At 70.8% G+C, this 22471-nt stretch carries 10 protein-coding genes; 7 read left to right on the top strand and 3 right to left on the bottom strand.

Translation table 11 applies throughout. The features are described from left to right. The first annotated feature begins 25 nt into the window (after positions 1–25). A complete protein-coding gene (locus tag ACIPSE_RS39490) occupies positions 26–559 on the top strand; it encodes a TetR family transcriptional regulator (RefSeq protein ID WP_401673035.1) in 534 nt (177 codons plus the stop codon). A 67-nt stretch (positions 560–626) separates the two neighbouring features. Here the strand turns inward: ACIPSE_RS39490 and ACIPSE_RS39485 are convergent, their stop codons facing one another. Beyond that, positions 627–3782, bottom strand: a complete 3156-nt coding sequence (locus ACIPSE_RS39485) for a DUF5010 domain-containing protein (protein ID WP_401672923.1) — start codon at positions 3780–3782, stop codon at positions 627–629. A gap of 80 nt (positions 3783–3862) precedes the next feature. Then, a complete protein-coding gene (locus tag ACIPSE_RS39480) occupies positions 3863–8704 on the bottom strand; it encodes a ricin-type beta-trefoil lectin domain protein (protein WP_401672920.1) in 4842 nt (1613 codons plus the stop codon). Between the two features lie 434 nt (positions 8705–9138). On the opposite strand from ACIPSE_RS39480, the gene ACIPSE_RS39475 reads away from it, so the two are divergent. Together ACIPSE_RS39475 and ACIPSE_RS39470 are read left to right on the top strand one after the other, a co-directional pair. Then, a complete protein-coding gene (locus ACIPSE_RS39475; RefSeq protein ID WP_401672918.1) occupies positions 9139–9591 on the top strand; it encodes a hypothetical protein in 453 nt (150 codons plus the stop codon). 104 nt (positions 9592–9695) lie between these two features. Then, entirely contained in the window at positions 9696–12578 is a 2883-nt protein-coding gene (locus tag ACIPSE_RS39470; RefSeq protein ID WP_401672915.1) for an AAA family ATPase, read from the top strand. Between the two features lie 11 nt (positions 12579–12589). Here ACIPSE_RS39470 and ACIPSE_RS39465 read toward each other — a convergent pair whose 3' ends face one another. Then, on the bottom strand, positions 12590–15772 hold the full coding sequence (locus ACIPSE_RS39465; protein WP_401672913.1) for a LuxR C-terminal-related transcriptional regulator: 3183 nt from the start codon (positions 15770–15772) through the stop codon (positions 12590–12592). Positions 15773–16046: 274 nt separating this feature from the next. Here ACIPSE_RS39465 and ACIPSE_RS39460 point away from each other — a divergent pair, with 274 nt between their 5' ends. The 4 genes from ACIPSE_RS39460 to ACIPSE_RS39445 all read left to right on the top strand — a co-directional run bounded on the left by ACIPSE_RS39460 (position 16047) and on the right by ACIPSE_RS39445 (position 22276). Next, complete coding sequence (locus ACIPSE_RS39460) at positions 16047–16799, top strand: hypothetical protein (protein ID WP_401672910.1); 753 nt, start codon at positions 16047–16049, stop codon at positions 16797–16799. Positions 16800–17208: 409 nt separating this feature from the next. Then, a complete protein-coding gene (locus ACIPSE_RS39455) occupies positions 17209–19962 on the top strand; it encodes an AAA family ATPase (protein WP_401673032.1) in 2754 nt (917 codons plus the stop codon). 421 nt (positions 19963–20383) lie between these two features. Further along, positions 20384–21451, top strand: a complete 1068-nt coding sequence (locus tag ACIPSE_RS39450) for an alpha/beta fold hydrolase (protein ID WP_401672908.1) — start codon at positions 20384–20386, stop codon at positions 21449–21451. 66 nt (positions 21452–21517) lie between these two features. After that, entirely contained in the window at positions 21518–22276 is a 759-nt protein-coding gene (locus tag ACIPSE_RS39445) for a creatininase family protein (RefSeq protein WP_401672906.1), read from the top strand. The last annotated feature ends 195 nt before the right edge of the window (positions 22277–22471 follow it).

The following is a 22471-nucleotide window of genomic DNA, read 5'->3' as shown; positions in this document are numbered from 1 at the left end:
AACCGTCCTGACCACCGGCGCACGCATGCTCGCCGCCGACCCCGGCGCGAGCATCGCGAGCATCGCCGCCGAGGCAGGTGTGGACCGGCGGACCGTCTACCGGCGCTTCGCCTGCCGCGAGGACCTGCTCGCGGCCATCTACGAATCGCGTGTCACGGCCATCGAGGAGGGCATCAGGGACGCCCGGCTGCGCGAGGCACCCGTCGCCGTGGCCCTGCACCGCTACGTCGAGAACGTCATCGCGGTGAACCGCACCTGGCCCGTCGACCTCGCCCGTATGCTCACCGACGACGCGATCCGCCGGCGGCGGGACGTCTGCGTCGCCGAGGTGGACGCCTTCCTGGAGCGTGCCACCGCGGAGGGCCTCCTACGACGGGACCAGCCGGAGCGATGGGCGGGAGCGCTGCTGCCCGAACTGGTGAACCTGGCGGCACACCAGCAGACACACCTCGCTCCCGCACAGGCCGCCGACGTGGTCGTCGACACGTTTCTGCACGGGACCGGCGCTCCCCACCGTCGGCCGCAAGACCCGGTGGCGGAGAGTTCCTCGGGCCCCTGACCGACACAAAGGCACCGGACCAGGCAGAAGATGTCTCCGCCCGATCCGGTGCCGGTGAGTTCGTATGTCAGCTGGGGAGGTTCCAGAGCTGGTTGGCGCTGGCCGCGCAGGTCCAGATCTGGAGCTTGGTCCCGTTGGCCGAGCTCGGGCCGGTCGCGTCCAGGCACTTGCCCGAACCCGTCCCGACCAACTGACCCTTGGCGTCCGACGTCCACTTCTGCGAGGTCGCACCGGTGCAGGTCGACAGCTGTACGGCCGTACCGTCCGCCGTTGCACCACCCGCGACCGTCATGCACTTACCGAGCACTCGCAGCGTGCTGTCCGACGCGACCGTCCAGGCCTGACCACTGCCCGTCCCGCACGCGTTCAGCTGAATCGCCGTCCCGCTCGCCGACAACGACCCCGCCACCTCGGCGCACTTGCCGCCATAACCACTGATCACACCCGTCGGACGCGAGGACGGCACGCTCCACAGCTGATTGTCGGAAGCCGCGCAGGCCCAGATCTGGAGCTTGGTGCCATTGGCCGAGCTGGGCCCAGTCGCGTCCAGACACTTGCCGGACTGCGTGCCGACCAGTTGACCCTTGGCGTCGGAGGTCCACTTCTGCGAGGTCGCGCCGGTGCAGGTCGACAGCTGTACGGCCGTACCGTCCGCTGTGGCGCCACCCGCCACCGTCAGACACTTGCCCAACGCCCGCAGCGTGCCGTCCGACGCGACCGTCCAGGCCTGACCACTGCCCGTCCCGCACGCGTTCAGCTGAATCGCCGAACCGTCGGTGGCCACCTCGACGCACTTGCCGTTGTACCCCGCGATCCGTCCCGTCGGGCCCGTGGCGACGTCCTCCGGGACCTTCCACTTCTGACCGACGTCACCGTTGTTGCAGGTCCAGATGATCAGCGGATTCCCGTCCGCCGTACTCCCGTTGGAGTTCTCCAGACACAGACCGGACTGCGCGTTCACCAGATAGCCGTTGGTGGCGTCGGTCGTCCACTGCTGGGCCTTGGAGCCGTCGCAGGCGGCGATCTGGACCTTGGTGCCGTTGTCGGTGCCCTTGTCCTGCGTGGTCAGGCACTTGCCGAGGACCTGGAGCGACTTGTCGGGGGCGACCGCCCACTGCTGGGTCGTCGAGGTGCCGCAGGTGTTGAGCACGACCTGGGTGCCGTTCGCGACGCTGCCGCCCGCGAGGTCGACACACTTGTCGCCCTGGCCGGTGATGTGACCGGTCGGGCCGACCGGAGCCGGCGTGGCGGGCGGGCTGAGGGTGGTCGCCGTCCAGTAGTTGGCGTTCAGCGAGCCGTTCGGGAACTCCAGGCGGACCGTGTGGTGAGTGCCCGCCGCGAACTGGAAGGTGCCCGCGTCGACGGTGGCGAACCTCTGCCAGTCGCCGGTGTTCGGCACGGTGACGGTCGGTCCGGCCACGCCGTCGACCACGAAGCGGACCTGGGCGTTGTCGTTGGGGGTCGCGACCCGGGCGGAGAGCTTCACCGTGCCCTGCATGGGCTCGCTGCTCCAGGTCAGGGTCTCGCCGGCCTGGATGTCGCCGACGTTCCAGCCGCCGCCGGTGTCACCGGTGGGCTGGACGTCGATGTCACCGGCTCGGTAGACGCCCCAGGTGGAGCCGGGAGTGGCCCCGGTGTACGCGTCCGCCGTCTCCGCCTCGATCTTGAGGCTCGTGGGGAACGGGTCCGAGGAGTACTGCCGGACGATGTCGATCATCTGGTTGGGGTGGTCCGTGAGGCGATCCGCGTACGAGCCGTCGGCCGTGCGCGCGACCATCGCGTTCTCCTCCCAGTCCGTGAAGCCCTCGACCAGGGTGATGTCCGCGCCGCCGTTGACCGTGCCGTCCAACGTCCGGTTCAGGTGGTTGCCGTGGTCGGCATCCATCACCATGTTCACGTCGTCGTTGACGACCCGGAAGCCGGGGGTCGCGACGCCGTAGGTGCGGCCGTTGACCGAGGTCGGACGGCTGGACAGGACCTTGAAGCCGTCGACGGTGACCGGGCTGCCGCCCTTCGCGGTCACCTTGACGGTGTGGGTGCCCTCGGTCAGGTCCTTCTTCTCGAAGACCGTCTGCTGGGTCTTCAGGGTGGTGCCGGACAGCGAGACCGTGGTGGCCGTGCCACCGTCGATCGACACGTCGACGCTGCCCGCGCCGCTCGTGGTCCGGGCCAGGTACTGCACACCGGTGCCGATGAACGAGTAGGTGACCGAGGCACCCGCCGTGGACGTGCTCTGGTAGGTGTTCCTGTAGTCACCCGCCCCGTCCGAGGTCTGGTAGTCCCAGGCGCCGTCGAACTTCAGCTGCCCGTTGTCGATGATGGGCTGGTACGTCATGTTGGACCAGCCCGTGGGCAGCTGGAACCAGTTGTTGATGCCGTCGATCTGCGAGATGACGGCGGGGTCCCGGTCCGGCCAGCTGCTGTCCACGACGTAGTACGGCTCGAAGCCGAACTCCGACTTGGCGTGGCTGCGGGCGTACTGGAGCAGCTTGGCGAGGTTGCCGTTGCCCTGGTTGCTGAAGGCGAAGTCGTTCATCGACCACTCGTAGACGAGCGGCTTGCCGTCGACCTTGTAGAGCATGTCGGAGGGGACGCGGGAGAAGAACTCGCGCTGGTTGTAGTCCCAGAAGTACTTGTAGCCGCCCTCCCCGGTGCCGTCGGCGTCGCCGATGTCGAAGGGCGGGGAGTAGCCACCGGTGTGGTGGACGGCCCGGTTCTTCTTGTCGGTGAGGGTCGCGGGGGTGTCGTCGAGTGCGGCGATCTTGAGCTTGTCGGCGACTCCGCGCCGGTTGATCGCGTCGATGAGCGGCGTCAGCGCGCGGGGGTCTCCGGCGCCGTCCGGGACGGCGTTCTCAGGGCCGAAGCCGCGCAGGTCGACGGCGACGAAGTCGACGCCCGCGGTGACCAGTTCCTCGACGTAGTTGTCCCAGAAGGAGGCCGGGTCGTCGGCCTTCGGCTGGTACATGGGCTGGTTGTAGTTCTTGTTGACCGGCTGGTCGTAGGGGCCGCCGGCCATGGTGATGTCGGAGAAGCCGAAGGTGACGCCGACCGCGCCGGTCTTTCCGGCGACACGGCCGGGCAGGACGGTGCCGCCGTTCACCACGACGGGAGTGTCGGCGGTGGTGGCTGCCGCGGCGGGTGGGCTCACGGTCAGCGCGGCGAGCGTGGTGAGGGCGGCCAGGCCCAGTGCGGGGGCGGAGCCGCTGTGTCTTCTACGTGTCATGTGTCTCATGTGTCTCATGTGCCTTATGTGCCTTGTGTGTCTGCGCAACACGATGTTCCGCGGTGGGAAGGGGCGACTGATCAGGTGGGGAGGTTCCAGAGCTGGTTGGCGCTGGCCGCGCAGGTCCAGATCTGGAGCTTGGTCCCGTTGGCCGAGCTCGGGCCGGTCGCGTCCAGGCACTTGCCCGAACCCGTCCCGACCAACTGACCCTTGGCGTCCGACGTCCACTTCTGCGAGGTCGCACCGGTGCAGGTCGACAGCTGTACGGCCGTACCGTCCGCCGTTGCACCACCCGCGACCGTCATGCACTTACCGAGTACTCGCAGCGTGCTGTCCGACGCGACCGTCCAGGCCTGACCACTGCCCGTCCCGCACGCGTTCAGCTGAATCGCCGTCCCGTTCGCCGACAACGACCCCGCCACCTCGGCGCACTTACCGCCATAACCACTGATCACACCCGTCGGACGCGAGGACGGCACACTCCACAGCTGGTTGTCGGAAGCCGCGCAGGCCCAGATCTGGAGCTTGGTGCCATTGGCCGAGCTGGGCCCGGTCGCGTCCAGGCACTTGCCGGACTGCGTGCCGACCAGTTGACCCTTGGCGTCGGAGGTCCACTTCTGCGAGGTCGCACCCGTGCACGACGACAACTGCGCCTGCGTACCGTCCGCCGTCGCACCACCCGCCACCGTCAGGCACTTGCCCAACGCACGGAGGGTGCCGTCCGACGCGGCCGTCCACACCTGCTGCGTACCCGTACCGCACGCGTTCAGCTGGATCGCCGTACCGTCAGCCGTCGCACCACCCGTCACCTCGGCACACTTCCCGTTGTACCCCGCGATCCGGCCCGAAGGACCGGACACGTCGGTCGGGACCGTCCACCTCTGGCCCACGTCGCCGTTGTTGCACGTCCAGATGATCAGCGGGTTGCCGTCCGCCGTGCTGCCGTTCATGTTCTCCAGGCACAGCCCCGAAGCGGCGTTCACCAGGTAGCTGTTGGTGGAGTCGACCGTCCACTGCTGGGCCTTGGAACCGTCGCAGTAGTCGAGGACGACGTCCGTGCCGTTGGTGGTGCCGCCTTCGGCGGTGGCCAGGCACTTGCCCTGGTTCCACACGGTCTTGTCGGCGCCCATGGTCCACTGCTGGGAGGCGTCGTCGTCGCAGGTGGCGAGGACCGCCTGGACACCGGCGGCGGGGCCGGCCGCGAGGTCGACGCACTTGTCTCCCTGGCCGGTGATGTGACCGGTCGGGCCGTCCGGCTGCGGGGCCGGGGTGTGCGAGACACCGCCGATGGCCATGGTGAAGATGTGGCCCTGCGGGGTGCCGGCCTCGCCCGACCGGGGCAGGATCACGGCTTGGACCGTCTTGCCCGGGGCGAGCGGCACCGTGGTGGTGAAGAGGCTGACCTTCTGGTCCACCTTGCCGTCGTGGGAGTTGATGTAGGCGTAGGTGCCGAGCCGGTCGCCGCCCTGGGCGACGTTCTGGTTGTCCCACCAGTCGGAGAAGCTCAGACCGTACTGCTGGGTGCTGCCGTCGGTGTAGACGATGGTGCCGATGCCCTGGGCGGGGCCGCTGGTGCCGCTGCCGACGAAGCCGAGCTCGCCGCCCGTGCCGGAGATCAGGACCGCCTGCCCCTTGGTGTCGATGGCGTCGGGCGTGCCCGCTGCGACGTCCGGCCAGGTGTAGGTCAGACCGTCGTGCGTGAACGTCTTGCCGGGGGCGAGGCCCTCGGCGGCCAGGGCCTGTGCGGAGAAGCTGAACCCGCCGCCGTCGTACTTGCCCGGCGTGCGGTCGGAGTCGTCCGTGACACCCACGTTGGTGTAGGCCGCCTTCTGCGAGGCGAACGGCACCAGGAGGGTCGCGTCGGCGGTGTAGGAGCCGCCGGTGTAGGTGGCGGTGGCGGTCAGCGGGTAGTCGCCGGAGGCCACGTCGGAGGGCGGGGTGACCAGCCACGTGGTGGTGGCCGCGGAGCCGGCCGCGACGGTCGTGAACGAGGTCGCGGTGGTGGCCTTGACGGTCCAGCCGGAGGGGGCCGGCATCGATACGTTCACGCCGCCGAGCGCGGAGCCGGTGCCGTTGGTGAGGGTGGTGGTGACCGTCGCCGACTGGCCCGCCGTCACGAACTGCGGGGCGTGCACGGCCAAGGAGTCCTTGACCACCATCACCATGGAGCCGGTCACGCCGCCCACGGTCACCTTGATGGTGGCGACACCGTCGGCGCCCGCGGTGACCACACCGGCGGAGTTGACGGTGGCCACGGCCGGGTCGCTGCTGGCGTACGTCACGGACGCGTTCGCCAGGTTCACCATCGACTGGTCGTTGTTGACCGCCTCGACGATGTCGTCGGCCGTGATGGAGGTGTCCCGCTGCTCCTTGGCCGGGTCGGTGTCGTCCTTGATCCAGGGGTTCTTCTTCGTCAGGTCGAGGGTTTCGCCCGCGTGGAAGACGAGTTGGCCGGGCTGCACCGTGACGGTGGAGACCTTCGGGGTGAGGGTGCCGGAGACGGTGACGGTGGCGGTGCTCTGCGCGGTGGCGGAGTCGGAGGCCACCTTCAGTGCCCAGGCGCCGGGGAAGACCGTCTGCTTGTTCGTCGCCGGGTTCCACACGCTCAGGTCGGACGCCTTGACCGGCAGCGTGACGTGCAGCTTCTCGCCCGGCGCGAGGACGCCGGTGTTCTTGAAGCCGACCAGGCGCTGCTTGGGCAGGGTGACGCCGGAGACGGTGAAGGTGTTCGTGGCGTAGAGCTGGGCGACGGTGGCGCCGGCCGTGGTGCCGGTGTTGGTGACGTCGAAGGAGACGTTCACGGTGCCGTCGGCGGTGATGCTGCTCTTGTCGACGGTGGCGGCCGAGTAGGAGAACGTCGAGTAGCTCAGGCCGTAGCCGAACGGGTAGGACGGCGTGCCGGTGAAGTACTGGTACGTCTGGCCCTTGCCGTCGGACTCGGCGGGGGTCAGGCCGTAGTTGTTCTTCCCCGCGAGCTGGGAGTCGTCCTTGTACCAGGTGAAGGTCAGGTGCCCCTGCGGGTTCTGCTTGCCGAACAGGACGTCGGCGAGGGCGGTGCCCTGGCTCTGGCCGTTGTAGGCGCTGTAGAGGATCGAGGCGGCCTTGGACTGGCGGGCCGAGATGTCGACCGCGCCGATGGCCTGGATGTCCAGCACCACGTTCGGGTTGCCGAGGGCGGCGACCTGGTCGATGAGGGAGTTGTAGTTGCCGGGCATGGCGAGGCTGCCGCGGTCCTTGCCCTCGCTAGCGGTGTTCTGGTCGGTGCCGGCGACCACGACGACCACGTCGGCGGCCTTGACGGCGGCCTGGGTGGTGGAACTGAGGGTGACGGCCGCGGTGTTGGTGGTGCTGGTGCCGGCCGCGTCGAAGGTGACGGTGGCGGCGGGGTTGGCGGCCTTCAGCGCGTCGGTGATGCCCTTGCGCATGGAGATCTGCTGGTCGGGGGCGTTGCCGTAGCTGCCGAGGCTGACGGTGTCGGCGAGGTCGCCGAGGACGACGACGTTGTTCACCGCGGACGCCTTCAGGGGCAGCAGCGGCTTGCCGGTCGCGGCCAGGTTGCTGTTCTTCAGCAGCACCATGGAGGCGTCGGCGGCCTTGGTCGCCAGGTCCACGTGGGCGGCGCTCTGGATGACCGACTTGTCGATGGAGGTGTACGGGACGCTGTCGGCGGGGTCGAACTCGCCGGTCTTCATACGGACGGTGAAGACCCGGACCAGCGCGGTGTCGAGGACGTCCTCGCTGAGCAGGCCCGCGCGCACCGCCTCCATCACGTTGGCGGTGGTCATCTCGTCGCCGCTGCAGTTGAGGTCGTTGCCGGAGCGCAGGGCGAAGGCCTGGCCGGCGGCGCGGGCGTCGACGGTCTCGCCGCTCTCGTCGTTGATCCACTGCGGGTCCGTCTTGGACCCGTTGGTGGACCAGGGCGCGGGCGCCCAGTTGTGGCCGTCGTTCGGCAGCTTGTACGTGGTGCCGACGCCGCCGCAGTCCGAGGTGGTGAGACCGTTGAAGCCGAACGTGCGCTTGGCGAGCGTGTTGTTGGTGTACGTGTTCGCGACCGCGGGCGTGCCGTTGATCGCGTTGTACGACGTCATCAGACCGGCCACATGGGCGTCGCCGATCAGCGTGGCGAACTGCTTGGTGTAGTAGTCGCGCAGCTGGGAGTCGTTGACGTCGGAGCTGATGGCGGTGCGGGAGTCCTCGACGTTGTTGAGGGCGTAGTGCTTCGCCGTGGCGGCGGCCTTCAGATAGCCGTTGATCGAGGTGCCGTCGGTGTTCTGGCCCTGGAAGCCGTCGACGAACTGGGTGCCCAACTGGCCCTGGAGGTAGGGGTCTTCGCCGTACGACTCGTCGTGGCGGCCCCACAGGGGGTCACGGTCGTTGTTGACGGTCGGGGCGAAGTAGGTGAGGGCGCCGTAGTTGTCGGCGGAGCTGCCGAGGTTGTTACGGCCGGTGCCGAACAGCGACTTGTCGAGGAAGCCGCGGGCCTCGTCGGAGATCGCCGAACCCTGCTGGTACTGGAGGGCTGGGTCCCAGGCCATCGAGGTGGCCAGGGAGGTCGGGAATCCGGTGGCCTTGACGGGCCATGAGGTGTCGTCCCCGGCGTTCTTGGAGTTGCCCAGCGACTGGATGCCGTGCAGGGCCTCGCTCCAGTAGGTGTAGCCCTGGACGCCGAGGCTGGGGATGGCCGGGGCGTCGTTGGTGATGAGCTGGCGGACCTTCTGCTCCAGCGTCATCCGGGAGACGAGGTCGGCCGCCCGCTCCTCGAAGGAGTACCCGGTGTCCTGATAGACGGGCGTGGCGGCCGAAGCCGACGCCGCGGCCGGGGCCGCTGTGGCGGTGTAGGGGGAGGTCAGGGTGAGGGCGACGGTGGCGGCGAGGGCGAGCGTCGCTCTTCTGCCGCCGTGTCGGCGTCTCGGACCTTGCATGCTGTTGCTCCAGAGTGAGGCGGGCGCGCCCGGGAGTGGGGGCCTGTTCGCCACCGTGCACCCTGTCACACGTGATCCACATCAGGTGTGGCGTTCCTTCTCACATGTGTCCGCATGTTCACTCGACACACGGGACATCGTCGGAGTATGGACGGCAATGTCGCTGTTGCGTTGCCAAGGACGGCAACCACCTTGGCACATTCGCGCGTTGGCGGGGTGCGAGCGGCTGTGAGCCCTCAGCACACTGGGAATGTGAGCCCTCAGCACACCGGGAAGGCGAGGTTCGTGACCCTCAAGGCGTCCGCACGGGACACCTCGGGCGCCTTTCGGCCACTCCGGAACTCTGGCGATTTCCCGTCGGCCTTTGCCACATGTGTAGACGGGTGTTCTGCCGCTAGTTTGACCTCATTGACGGCAACAGCCCGAGGACCGGTATGCAGGTGCACCTGAACCCCCCGCTCGACCCCGGTAGTCCGCCTGAGCTCGCTGCCGCCATCGTGGCGGCAGCGGCCGACATCAGTGACGCGACGCTGGACTACAGTCCCGAGAGCATCGATGTCGTGGAGGACATCGTCGACGGCTTCCGGGCCGAGGGTGTGAGCGACGAGGAGATGGGCGAATCACTCGTCGGCTTCGGCTGCTACCTCGGCGAGATCGTGATCCGGCACATCGGTGGCACCTGGCGGCCCGCCCCGGCCACCCACCCCACGACCGCCCCTTTCGTCGTGGTGCTGCCCGACGCCCGGGAGTGCCATCCCATCGACTGGGTCTTCAGCCGTCTGAAGTCCGGGGCCGCCGTCGACATCCGTGTCCTGTACGCGACGGCGGCGGCCGACGGCGAGGACCGAGGGGTCACGGAAGAAGCACCGGACGAGGCGCAGGGGTGACCACGTGGCGCGGACTGTCCGGCCTGAAACAATAGAGGCGACCTGGCACACGGGCAGGCGGGCAGGCGGGCAGATCTGCGGTCGGCGGGGGGAGCGGAGGAGACGTGATCAGCGCGCACGTCGGCACGGCGGAAGAGACCGGCTCGAACGCCACCGGCCTGGTCGGCCGGGAGCGGGAGCAGGAGCTGGTCGCCTCCTTCCTGACCGGCCTGCCCGGGAACGGCGGCGTGCTCCACCTGAGCGGCGCGCCCGGTACGGGCAGGTCCGCCGTCCTGCGTTTCGCCGCGGCCGAAGCGGTCGGGCAGGGCATACGTGTGCTGTCTACGGCGTGGGCACCTGGCGAGGAAGAGCTGACGTATGCCGCCCTGCACGGCCTCCTGCGTCCTGTTCTGGCACATGTCGGCGACCTGCCGGACCGTGAACGTGCCGTCGTGCGCGCCGCGTTCACCGGCGTCACCGCGCCCGACCCCGCGGAGCTGGCCGCGGCGGGGCTGAGGCTGCTGGCCACGCTGCCGGAGCCGGTGCTGCTGTGCGTGGACGACCTGGAGCGGCTCGACGCCGCGAGCCGTGATGCCCTGCTCGCCCTGGCAGGGCTCTGCGACTCGACACCGACCGGGCCGACATCGAGGTCGGGGTCACGGTCGGGGTCGGGGTCGCGGCCGGTCGGCATGGTCGTCGCCGAGCGAACCGGCGGCGACTCACCGCTGTGTCCGCACGGCCTCTCCGTGTCACTCGGGCCGCTGCCCGACCCGCACGCCCGCACGCTCGTCGCCCGAACCGGACGGGTCACCGGATACGGCGAGGAGCAGCTCGTCCTCGCCGTGGCGCGCGGCAATCCGCTCGCCCTCACCGAGCTCTCCCTGGGTGGTGGCCCGCTCGGGGACACGGCCGGTTTCGGCATGCTGCCCGCGACACCACGCCTGGCCGAGACGTACGCGTACGACTGGGCCACGCTGTCGCCACCCGCCCGCGAGGTACTGCTCACCGCCGCGCTGAGCGCCTCGCCGTGCACGGGGGACATCCTGCGCGCGAGCGGCTCCCTCCTCGGCGACGGTGGCGACGGTGGCGACGGTGGCGACGGTGGCGACGGTGGCGACGAGCGTGCTGCCCGCGCCGGCCTCGCGGAGCTCGTCGCTCGCGGACTGGTCGTCGACGAAAGCGCCGCGGAAGCCGAGGAAGGTGTCGGAGGCGACGGCTCTCGGGTCCGTTTCCATGAGCCGCTGATGCGGCCGGCCGTCTTGCGACTGGCCTCGACCGCGCGGCGTATGGCCGCGCACGCCGCGCTCGGGCAGAGCCTCGGCAGCCCTGCCCACGCCGCCTGGCACGCGGCCCAGGGCACGACCGGTCCCGACGAGGCGTTCGCGGAACGGCTGGAACGGCCGGCGACCGGTCCGCGTTCGATCACCGGGGTATTGGTGGCGCTCGCCGCGCTGGAGGCTGCCGCGCGGCTCTCGCCGGACACGGAAAGCCGGGCGGTACGACTGCTGCGGGCCGCCGAACTGGCCGGTGACCACGGCCTGGTGGACCAGGCCCTGCGGCTGGTGCGCCAGATCGATCCGACCGAGCTGAACACGTTCGGGCGCGCCCTGCTGCTGCGGGTGCACGATCTGCTGCCGGGCAGCAGCGCGGTCGGCGGGGAACGGATCGACGAGCTGTGCGAGGCGGCGCGCGCGGTCGCCGCGCAGGATCCCGCACTCCCCCGGAAGCTGCTGCTCGCGGCGGCCCGCAGATGCCGGTGGCAGCAAGTCGGGCCGAGGGAACGCGACTTGGTCCTGCGCACGGCGGAGGAGCTGCGGTCCGGGCCCCGGGACGGGTGGTACCTCGTCGTGCTGTCACTGATCGACCCCCTGCGAGTGCCCCGGCCACCGGTCCCCCAGCCCGTCCCCCGGCCCTCCGAGGTCGAGGGGCGGAGCCTGTTCAGTCAAGTCACCACCCTCACCGTCGACTTCGAACTGGCCGAGCCGCTCCTCAAGGAGGTGGAGGGCGCCTTCCGCGCCGCAGGCCGGTACGGGCAGCTGCCGCTGATGCTCGTACCGCGGACGATGTGCCAGATCTGGCTGGGAACCCGGTGGGACACGGCTCTGGCGCTGGCCGAGGAGAGCCGGATGATCGCCAAGGGGACGGCACAGCAGGACTGGGCGGCGCGGGCCACAGGCATGCTGGCCATCGTCGCGGCTCTGCGCGGCGAGTACGACAGGGCGTCGGAGTGCGCCGCGGAGGTCGAGGAGTCCTCCCTGCGTCTCGGCCAGAGCCGGCAGCTCAGCCTGGCCGTCCTGGCCCGCGCGCTCACCGCGTCCGGCACGGGCCGCTACGCCGAGGCCTACGTCCGGTTGCGCTCTCTGTTCGCGGACCCGACGACGCCGTACGCCTTCGAGCAGTTCTGGGGACTCGCGTTCCTTGCGGAGGCGGCGCTGCCCGCCGGTGAGCAGGCCGATGCCGGGACCGTCGTCGACCATGTCGCGGGGCTGACCCGCGCGGGGTGTTCCCCTCTGCTGGAGCGGATCGTGGACTACGCGGACGCGGTGCTCGCCCCGGACGGCGAAGCGGAGGAGCGCCACCTCCGCGTGCTGCGGCCCGGGATCGAGATGTGGCCGCTGCTGCACGGGATGAGCCAGTTCGGGTACGGCGCCTGGCTCAGGCGTCGGCGGCGCGTCACGGTGTCCCGTACGCCGTTGTCCGCGGCCGAGTCGCTGTTCCGGACTCTGGGCGCCCCGTCGCGCGCCGAACAGGCCGCCTCGGAGCTGCGGGCGACGGGCTGGGCAGCCGCCGAGCCGCCTGCCGAGGACGACGTGGACGACCTCTCCCGGCTGCTGTCGCCGCAGCAGCTCACCATCGCCCGCCTGGCCGCCCGTGGTCTGTCCAACCGGGCCATCGGGGAACAACTGCGTCTGTCACCGCGTACGGTCGCCTCGCACCTGTACCAGATCTTCCCGAAGCTGGGCGTCTCCTCACGGGCGCAGTTGGCCGCGAGGTTCCGGGCCGACTGACGAGGAAGGAGTCAGGGTGTGTGCGGGTCCCCCAGATCTCTCGGGTCCCCCAGGTCGCTCGGGTCTCCCAGGTCCCTCAGCGTCTCGGCCAGTTGTGCGCGGGACGTCACTCCCAGACGGGGGAAGATGCGGTAGAGGTACGCGCCGATGGTCCGTGGCGCGAGGCCTAGTTGTTCGCCGATGGCCCGGTTGGACAGGCCGCGGGCGGCGAGTTCGGCGATCCGCAGTTCCCGGGCGGTGAGCAGGTCACGCACCGCGGCGGGCCGGGACGAACCGGTGGCCGCGCCCTCCGCCCGTTCGCCGGAAGCCCTCAGCTCCTCGGCGATCCGCGGGGCACGTGCCTCGGCCCCCAGCATGGTGAAGGCGGCCGCCGCCTGGCGCAGGGTGGCCTGTGAGTCGGCGAACTGCCGCCGCAGTCGCAGCCACCTGCCCTCGGCCAGCCGCAGCGGCGCCTCCAGGTAGGGCCGGCGGGTCAGATCCTCACCGAAGGCCCGCTTGAACGCTTCTTGAGCGTCGTGCTCGTCCGCGAGCACGGCCCGGGCCACCGTGAACCGGAGGGCGACCGCCGGGGGACACTGCGCGCCCAGCTCCCTCTCAAGGCGGTCGAGCGTCGCGAGCGCCTCTACGGAGGCCTGTTCGGCCTTGGCGGCCTCGGCGAAGGCCACGAGGGCGAACAGGGCGATCGAGCGCGAACGCGGGGCGTCGAGGAGCGACGACAGCGCGGGAAGGGCCGATGCGTTGTCGCCGCCCTCCACGAGGACCCAGGCGGTGCAGACGGCGAGCACGGAGTCGATCGTCGGCATCGAGCGCCTGGCCGCCGTCAGATCACGGGCCCCGCGCGGACCCGCCGGGGTCCCGGTGCGCAGAGCCCGTACGGCGTCCAGCAGAAGGCGGGCAGCCGCCGCGTGGTGGCCCTGGCGGTACGCGCTGTCGGCCAGCTTCGCGCATTGCCGGAAGGCGTGCTCGGCCTGGGCCCAGCTGCCCATGGCCACATGCGCCAGCCCCTGCCGCAGCAGCGCCCAGGGCAGTTGGTCCGGCTGGGCGTGGAAGCGGCGGCGCTCCGCCTGCCGGAACAGGTCCATGGCTCGGACGGGGTCGCCGGTCAGCATCGCGGCCTGCCCGAGGCGCTCGATGTCGTACACGGGCAGGTCGGGCAGATGCCGGTCGGCGGGCATGCCCTTGAGGACGGTGCCGGCCCGGTCCAGCGGGCTGACCATCGCCATGGCGTGCAGCCACCGGGAGTCGTCCGCACGCTCCGGCATCCCGTCGAGGAAGGCCAGCAGCGCCTGGCATCGCTCGTCGTCGCCCACGAGAACGGGCGCCGTGATGCGGGCCAGCTCCAGGGCGTTCTCCTGCTCGTCCGCACCAACGGGGGTGGGCCAGCCGGCCGGGTCGGTGGGATCCGGGAGGCCAGGGCCGGGATCGGCGTGCTCGACGAAGGTCAGGGCCTGGGCGCACAGGGTGCCCAAGGGTCCCAGCGGGTGGCGCAGGGCGCGGTGCCCCATGGTGCGGGTCATGCGTTCCAGCCCGAGGAGCTGGGCGAGCTGGGCGGCCCGCAGCGCGCATCGGCCCCGGTCGGCGGGGCTCAGGTGGAGGTCGGCGGCGCGCCGCAGCAACCGTACGGCCATCGCCGGCTCGCACTGCTCCAGCGCGTCACCTTGGATCGCCTCCAGGCGGACGGCCAGCTTCGGGTCGTGTCCGTCCACCGCCTGGGACCGGTGCCACAGCATCCGTACCGAGCCGGGTGGCAGAACGGCCGCCAGAGCCGCGTGCGCGGCCCGGCACCGGCGCGGGTCGGTGCCGTGGACGACCGCCCCCGCCATCGCCGGGTGACCGAAGCGCGCCCGCGGGCCGTCGAACGTCACGAGGCCCGCGCGCTCCGCGGGGTCCAGTGCCGCGACCTCCAGTTCCACCCCGCCGAGCCGGGACGCGGCCGACAGGAGCAGCGGCAGATCCGCCTCCGGGTGCAGTGCCGCGACCAGCAGCAGGTCCCTGGTCCCGGCGGGCAGGGCCGCGGCACCCGGCGCCATGGCTGCGGCCAGCCGGTCGGAGGAGGCGGGCATGCGGGGTCGTGCGTCCTCGGAGAGGACGGGCAGTTCCAGCAGTGCCAGGGGGTTGCCGGCCGCGATCGCCAGGAGTTCACGCGCGGTCTCCGCACCGAGATGAGGGCGTCGCGAGGCCAGCAGCAGAGTGGACTCGGCAGGAGACAGCGGGCCGAGCGGCAGGGTGGAAAGGCCGGTCGTGGGGTGGGGAGGTGCGGGAAGACCGGTCGTGGGGTCGGGCAGGGTGTTTCGCGGGCGTGTGGTCATCAGCAGGCCCAGCGGCAGGCCCTGGACCCGTCGGGCGACGAAGGTGAGGACGTGCCTGCTGGGTTCGTCCAACGCGTCCCAGTCGTCCACGGCCACCAGGAGGGGCTGTCCGGCGCGGCTGACCACCGCCAGCACCTCGAGAACGGTGAAGGCCGTCCAGGAGTGTCCGCCGCCCGGCGCCGGGGCACCGTCGACCAGCACGCTGAACAGCGCGTCGAGATCCGCCGCGTCGAGATCCATGGCAGCGCGCGAGTCGTCGGCGGTTGGTGACCGATGCGGGCCGGTCGGGGCGGTTGAGTCGCTCGGGCCGGTTGGGGCGGTTGAGTCGCTCGGGGCGGTCGGACCGTTTGGGCCGGTCGGACCGGTCGGACCGGTCGGGGCGTTCGAGCCGGTCGGACCGCTCGGACCGGTCGGGGCGTTCGAGCCGGTCGGACCGCTCGGACCGGTCGGGCCGGTCGGGCCGGTTGAGTCGATCGCGTCCGCCGGGCGCGCCGGGTGCGCCGGGTGCGCCAGGACTACCGGGTTCACCGCGTCCGCCGGGTTCGTCAGCACCGGCCAGATGATCTCGAGCAGGCCGGACAGGTCGGGCGGGGTGCTGCCGCGGATGCCGGTGCACCGGAGGACTCGCATGCCCTCGGCCCTCGCCGCCCGGACCGCGGCTTCCAGCAGCGCCGACTTGCCCGCGCCGGCCTGCCCGGGCACCACCAGCGCAGCACCCCGGTCCGTCGCCTCGACCAGGAAGTCCCGCAGCACGCCCAGTTCAGCGGCCCGGCCGACAAAGCCGGGGTCGCCGGGCCCTGGCCCGGGCGCGAAGGGGGTGAGCGCCGGTGCGGGCCGTCCGTTCTCGACCGCGGCGAGGGACGAGAACCTGCCGTGCGCGTTCATCGGTTCCCCCTGCTTTGGTACGCACGGTCCCATCTGTCACCAGGAGCGCTCTCGTGCATGCTGCCATCCCTCTGGACGGGAACGCGAACGACCAGAGGGCGGTCGGGGCCGGCGGTGACCCGACCGGGGCCGCTGCGGCGACCGCCCGAAGAACGACAGGTGTGACGAGGGGGACCGTCGAATCGTCCTGCGGTGTTTCGTGACCGTCGAACCATGACCACGGGCTGTGCGATCATCGCCTCTCACACGTGTGCATGCTGTGAGGAGGCGCAGAGTGATATCCGATCCGGAGATGGCGGAGGAGTTCGACCCGCTGGAGTCCCGCGAGGTCATGGACGACCTCGTGCGGCGGTCTCCCGTGCGCCTCCTGCGCCGGGAGCGGTGGCTGTGGGCGCTGGGCGGAGCGGCGACGGCGTGCGCGCTCTGGGCGGTGACGGTTCTCATGGCCGGCCTGGGCGATCAGGGCACGGACCTGCGGGGGTATCGGCTGGACCAGGAGCCGTGCAAATCGGCCCGGTTGGCCTCGCTCCAGAAGGCGCTCGCGCTGAAGAGCGTGCCCGACGTGACCGATGACGACGTGTTGAAGCACCCGGCTCTCGACCAGGTCCACTGCTCCGTCGCCTACCTCAGGGATGCCGGGGAGGAGTCGGCCGGAGCATCAGGTGGGCACTGGGTGCGGAACACCACCATCGGTATCTCCGTGGCCCTCCACAAGAAGACCGATCCCCGCGACGAGTTCGACGCCGACCGTCGGTTGACGGACCTGGGCGTCGTAGCGTCGGACCTGGTACGGCCGGTGCACGATCTCGGTGACGAGGCGTTCCTGATCGCCAAGGACACCGGGCACGCGGAGCTCAGGGTGGTCGACGGGGCCGCGGTCATGACCCTGAGCCTGTCCGTCACCAGCTACTACATGGGTGATCTCGACTCCGCCAGCGCCGCGAAGGAGCCCGGGCTTCCTGAGGTGTCCGCCTACGAGGCCGCCATGATCAGCGACATGCGTGCGCTGATGGCCGGCCTCAGGTAGCGGGGGCGGCGAAGGCGACCGGCGCGACGGCGGCGACGAGGGCGACGAGGGCGACGAGGGCGACGAGGGCGACGAGGGCGATCGTCCCAAAACACAGGGCACTCGGCCGGGTGATCCGGGTGAGCGCCCTTCTTCGGGAACCGAGCTGGTCGTCGACCGGCGTCGCCGCACCTCGTCATGGGCATCGGCCGTGACCAGGGGAGACAGCCGGACCCGCCCTCAAGGACCTCGTCACATGTGATCCACTGGGAGTGCACGCTCCGGCCTCCCATGCAGTCCCACCCGCACACGTCCAGGCCGGTGTCGCTCGCCGAGAAGGTTTTGCCGCGCACACATAGGCTCGGAGTCGCACGCACATGGCTGGTCCGGTGGGGAAAGGGAGCGGGGCGCCGTGGAATCACTCGTCACGATGATCGGCCGGGACGACGAACGGGAGCAGCTGTCCGCGCTCGTGGCAGCCGCCGAGGGGCAGGCTCTGGTCCTCAACGGGGAGACGGGGGTGGGCAAGAGCGCCCTGCTCGACCAGGTCGCGCGGCTGGCGGCGGAGGCGGGACACCGGGTGATCCGGGCCACCGGCGTCGAGGCGGAGTCCGGGCTGCCGTTCGCCGGCCTGCACCAGCTGCTCCACCCGCTGCTGCCCTCGGTCGACGGGCTGGATCTGGTGCATCGCACCGTGTTCGACACCGTCTTCGGGCGGAGCGAGGGGAAACCTCCGTCGGTCATGTCGCTCGGTGTCGCCGTCCTGGACCTGCTGTCCCTGGCCTCCTCGGCACAGCCGCTGCTGCTGGTGCTCGACGACGGACAGTGGCTGGACGCCTCCAGTGTCGCGGTGATCGGCTTCGCGGGGCGCCGGCTGACCGGGGTCGCGGCCAAGCTCGTGGTGGGGCTGCGCTCCGACATCGCGTCGGGCTTCGACACCGCGGCCCTGCCCCGGCTCCCGGTCCAGGCACTCTCCGACACCGCCGCACGGCAGCTGCTGGACCTGCGCCATCCGGGTCTCGACGCGTCGGTGCGCCGACTGGTGCTGGAGCAGGCCCAGGGCAACCCGCTGGCGCTGCTCGAACTGCCGGCCCATCTGCGCTTCGGGCATGCCCAACTGGCGTCCGCCGAGGCCCTGGGACTCCAGGACGCCGCGCTGCCGCTGCCCCGGCGGCTGCAACACGTCTATGGCACACGTATCGACGAACTGGACGGCAGGGTACGGGAGGAGCTGCTGCGCGGCGCTCTCGACGGCGTCGGGGCGGCGTCCGGGAGCGCGCCCGCGGCCGGTCCGGGGCGGTACCGCATGCGCGACGCCGACGAGGCGGTGTCGGCCGGACTGCTGAGGACCGACCCGGTCAGCGGCGACTTCGTCTTCCGGCACCCGCTGGTCCGCTCCAGCGTGGTGCGGGCGGCCACGCCCAACCAGCGGCGCGCGGCCCATGCGGAGCTCGCCCTCGTGCATCGCGACAACCTGGAGCGGCGGGCCACGCATCTGTCGGCCTCGACGGTCGACCCGGACGAGGAGGTGGCGGCCGTGCTGGAGGCGGCGGCCGAGTCCGCGACCCGGCGCGGCAGCGCGGTGGCGGCCGTGGCCTGGCTGACCCGGGCCGCGGAGTTGAGCGCGGAGCGTGAGAACCGCTCCCGCAGACTCGGCGACGCGGCGTTCCTCGCCGGGCACGCGGGCCTCTTCGACCAGGCGAAACAGCTCGTCCGCTCCGACCGGACGGAGGGCGCGGACGAGGCTCCGGCCTCCGTGGTCACCTCGGCGTACATGGCGCTGTGGGAGGAGGGGGACGTACGTCATTCGCATCGCCAGGTGACGTCGGCGATCGAGACGCTGCGCGACCGTGAGCCGGGCCGGGCCTCCGAGGTGCTCACCCGGCTCGTCAACCTCCTGCTGGCCATCGACCAGTACGCCGCCGATCCGGCCCAGTGGGCGCAGACCCGCACGCTGCTCGACTCGCTGGGCGATGTCGTCCCCACGCGCTCGCTGGCCTACCGCGACGCGTGGGGCGACGTGGTCCTGCACGGTGCCGGGGTGGGAGCACGAGTGGAGGCCGAGTTCGACGGCCTTGCGGAGATGGATCCGTGGGATGTCACCCGGCTGGGCGTGGCCGCCTATCACGTGGACACCCTCAGCCAGTACCGGCCGCATCTGCAACGCGCGGTGGACCGCGAGGCCGAGACGGGCTTCGCGCGCAACAGCATGACCACACAGCATCTGATCATGCTCGACCAGATCGCGGTGGGTGAGTGGGACGAGGCCGAGCGCACCGGACAGCGCTGCCTGGAACTGACGACGTCCCATGGCTACTTGTTGCTCGCTCATCACACGCGTGCGTACGTCGCGTTGCTGGCCGCGATGCGGGGCGACGTCGAACGCGCCCGCGAACTACAAGCCGTGGTCGAGGCCTGGGCCCGCCCCCGGGGCGTCGGATTCCTCACCCAGATCGCCGACGCCGTCGGCACCACCGCCGCCCTCGCCGAAGGCGACTACGAAGCCGCCTACCTCCACGCCATCGGCATCACACCCCCCGGCACCTTCGAACCCTACGCCCACCAAGCCCCCCGCACCCTCCTCGACCTCGTCGAAGCAGCACTCCACACCGGCCGCGCCGAACAAGCCCGCACCCACGCCCTCGCCGCCCACCACGCCCACCTCCCCGACATCTCCCCCCGCCTCGCCCTCACCACCTACGGCGCCCTCGCCATGACCACCACCGACCCCACCGAAGCCCAAACCCTCTACCACCAAGCCGAAACCCACCCCGCCGCCCCCCACTTCCCCTTCGAACTCGCCCGCATCCACCTCGCCCACGGCACCCACCTCCGCCACAGCGAAGGCGGCAAAGCGGCCCGTCTCCCCCTCACCCTCGCCGCGGAGACGTTCGAACGGCTCGGCGCACCCACCTGGGCCGAACGGGCCCGGGCCGAACTACGGGTGTCGGGTCTGGCCACGCGCGGCCCGTCCGTGCATCTCGCCGAACTGACCTGGCAGGAGCGGCGGATCGCGGACCTCGCGGCCATCGGGCTGACCAACAAGGAGATCGGCGAGCGGATGCACCTGTCGCCGCGCACCGTCAGCTCACACCTGTACCGGGTGTTCCCCAAGCTCGGCATCACCTCACGCGCCGCACTGCGCGACGCGCTGGCGAGGCTGGAAGGCGAACAGAACACCTAGGCGCGGTGCTTCCCGACGGGGCGCTCAGTCAATTGACTGAGCGCCCTCTTTGAGGAACCCGGACGGTCCCGGCTCCTGTCCGGCCGTCGGTGTGCTCACCTGCGACGTCGAACGGCACATGCGGTGCGCCGCACACCTGGTGTCGGTGGCGGCGTCCGACCGTCAGATGACTGATGTGTCCGGTTTGACGACAGACGAGAGTATGTGCCGCCGGCCCGCTCCGGAGGAGGAGCGGTCGCGGATCCTCGGTCCACCGCACGTCCGCTTCATCGAGCGCAGCACTTCGTCACCTGCTTGACTGGTGACGAATAATGCGCGAGGGTCAATCGCGCCAAGAGTCGCGGTGATCCCGGGGCGCCGCTGTGAACGGGAGGAATCCCGGGCGCGCGCCGGTCACCGGAAACGCACGAGAGGGCTTCACATGATCAACAGGCGTACCTTCAGCAAGGCCGTCGGCCTGGGCACCGGCGCGGCCGCGGTCTCGCTGTCCGGCCTGCAGACCAACGCGTCCGCCGCGACCGCCTCGGCCACTCCGGCCGGCTCGACGGCACCCACCGTGCCCACCGTCACGCCCGGCACCCACACCGAGTTCAGCACGCTCAAGCACGTCAGGGCGGGCCTCCTGGACATCGGTTACGCCGAGGCGGGACCCGCCCACGGCCCGGTCGTCCTCCTCCTGCACGGCTGGCCCTACGACATCCACAGCTTCGTCGACGTCGCCCCGCTCCTCGCCGACCAGGGCTACCGCGTCCTCGTCCCCTATCTGCGCGGCCACGGCAGCACCCGCTTCCTGTCCCGCCACACCCCGCGCACCGCCGAGCAGTCCGCCATCGCGCTGGACATCATCGCCTTCATGGACGCCCTGAAGATCCAGAAGGCGACGCTGGCCGGCTTCGACTGGGGCTCCCGCACCGCCGACATCATCGCCGCGCTCTGGCCCGAGCGGGTCAAGTCCCTGGTCTCCACCAGCGGTTACCTCATCACCAACGTCAAGGCGCAGCTGGAGCCCGCGCTCCCGGCCGTCGAGCACAACTGGTGGTACCAGTGGTACTTCGCCAGCGACCGGGGCAAGAAGGCGATGGAGAACGAGGCGGACCGCATCGCGCTGTGCCGCTACGTGTGGACGCTCGTCTCCCCCAACTGGAACTTCTCCGACGCGGTCTACAACCGCACCGCCGAGGCCTTCAAGAACCCCGACTACGCGGCCATCGTGCTCTACAACTACCGCTGGCGCATCGGCCTCATCGAGGGTGAGCCCCGCTACGACCGCTACGAGAAGCAGCTCGCGGCCCAGCCCACCATCGGCGTGCCCACGATCACCCTCGACGCGGCCCTGGACCCCTTCACCCCGGCCGGTGACGGCTCCGCGTACCGCTCCCACTTCACCGGTCCCTACGACCACCGCACCATCGCGAACATCGGGCACAACCTGCCGCAGGAGGCGCCCACCGTCTTCGCCCAGGCCGTGGTCGACGCCGACCACCTCTGACAGCCCGCACCCGCCACCGACCGGCGCCCCGCACACCGCGTCGGACACGTCCAGGAGGAGTCCTAGATGAGCGAAGTCCAGTGGAACCGTCTGACCGCCGCCGAGCTGCGGGCCCTGGCCGCACGGGACGCGGTGGTGCTGGTGCCCATCGGGGCCACGGAACAGCACGGCCCCCATCTGCCGACCGGCGTCGACGACTTCCTCGCGACGGAGGTGTGCCGGCGGGCGGCGGTGCTGGCCGCGGAGCGCACCGGCGTGGTGGTGACCCCCTCGATCGCGACGGGTCTGTCGGAGCACCACATGGCCTTCGGCGGCACCCTCACGCTCAGCCTGCCGACCCTGCACGCGCTGCTGCGTGACATCTGCCGCTCCGTGATCCGGGTGGGTTTCTCACGCATCCTGATCGTCAACGGGCACGGCGGGAACATGACCGCCCTCAACGCCCTGACCACCGAGCTGACCGCGGAGCTGTCGACGCCGATCGCGTTCGCCAGCTACTTCGGCGCCGGACGGGAGGTGGTGCGGGAGACCCTGGAGACCCAGGACGGTCTCATGCACGCCTGCGAGGGGGAGACGTCCATGATGATGGCCGCCCATCCCGACCTGATCCGCAGCGAGTTCCTGACGGAGGCGCACGGACCACGGATCACCCTGCCCGCGGAGTCCAGCGACCCGGTGTACATGGCCGTGTCGTTCGACCGGATCACCGAGCGCGGCGTCGCGGGCGACGCCAGGGTGGCGAGCCGGGAGAAGGGCGAACGGATGCTCTCCGGCTGCGCTTCGGCGCTGGCGGACATCGTCGTGCGGGATCCGTGGGCGAAGTAGCGCCCACCGACGTGACGCCGATCGACGTAACGCAGAACGACGTAACACGCATCGACGTGGCATCAAGGCGTCGCGGGGGGGGGGGGGGGGGCCCCCCCCCCCCCCCCCCCGCCCGCCCCCCCCCCAAAAGAGGGGGGCCCCCCGCCGGCCCGCCAGAACCATAACAAAAACACAAAAAAAAAACAAACACAAACT

The sequence above is a fragment of the Streptomyces sp. NPDC090106 genome (genome assembly GCF_044747265.1).
Classification (GTDB): Bacteria; Actinomycetota; Actinomycetes; order Streptomycetales; family Streptomycetaceae; genus Streptomyces.
This window is presented reverse-complemented; position numbering and strand designations above follow the sequence as displayed.

Bases quoted from the DNA above. Each gene is read 5' to 3' on its own strand.
- ACIPSE_RS39465 (WP_401672913.1), bottom strand. From the start codon at position 15,772: ATGAACGCGCACGGCAGGTTCTCGTCCCTCGCCGCGGTCGAGAACGGA.
- ACIPSE_RS39490 (WP_401673035.1), top strand. From the start codon at position 26: ATGCTCGCCGCCGACCCCGGCGCGAGCATCGCGAGCATCGCCGCCGAG.
- ACIPSE_RS39485 (WP_401672923.1), bottom strand. From the start codon at position 3,782: ATGACACGTAGAAGACACAGCGGCTCCGCCCCCGCACTGGGCCTGGCC.
- ACIPSE_RS39455 (WP_401673032.1), top strand. From the start codon at position 17,209: ATGATCGGCCGGGACGACGAACGGGAGCAGCTGTCCGCGCTCGTGGCA.
- ACIPSE_RS39450 (WP_401672908.1), top strand. From the start codon at position 20,384: ATGATCAACAGGCGTACCTTCAGCAAGGCCGTCGGCCTGGGCACCGGC.
- ACIPSE_RS39445 (WP_401672906.1), top strand. From the start codon at position 21,518: ATGAGCGAAGTCCAGTGGAACCGTCTGACCGCCGCCGAGCTGCGGGCC.
- ACIPSE_RS39475 (WP_401672918.1), top strand. From the start codon at position 9,139: ATGCAGGTGCACCTGAACCCCCCGCTCGACCCCGGTAGTCCGCCTGAG.
- ACIPSE_RS39480 (WP_401672920.1), bottom strand. From the start codon at position 8,704: ATGCAAGGTCCGAGACGCCGACACGGCGGCAGAAGAGCGACGCTCGCC.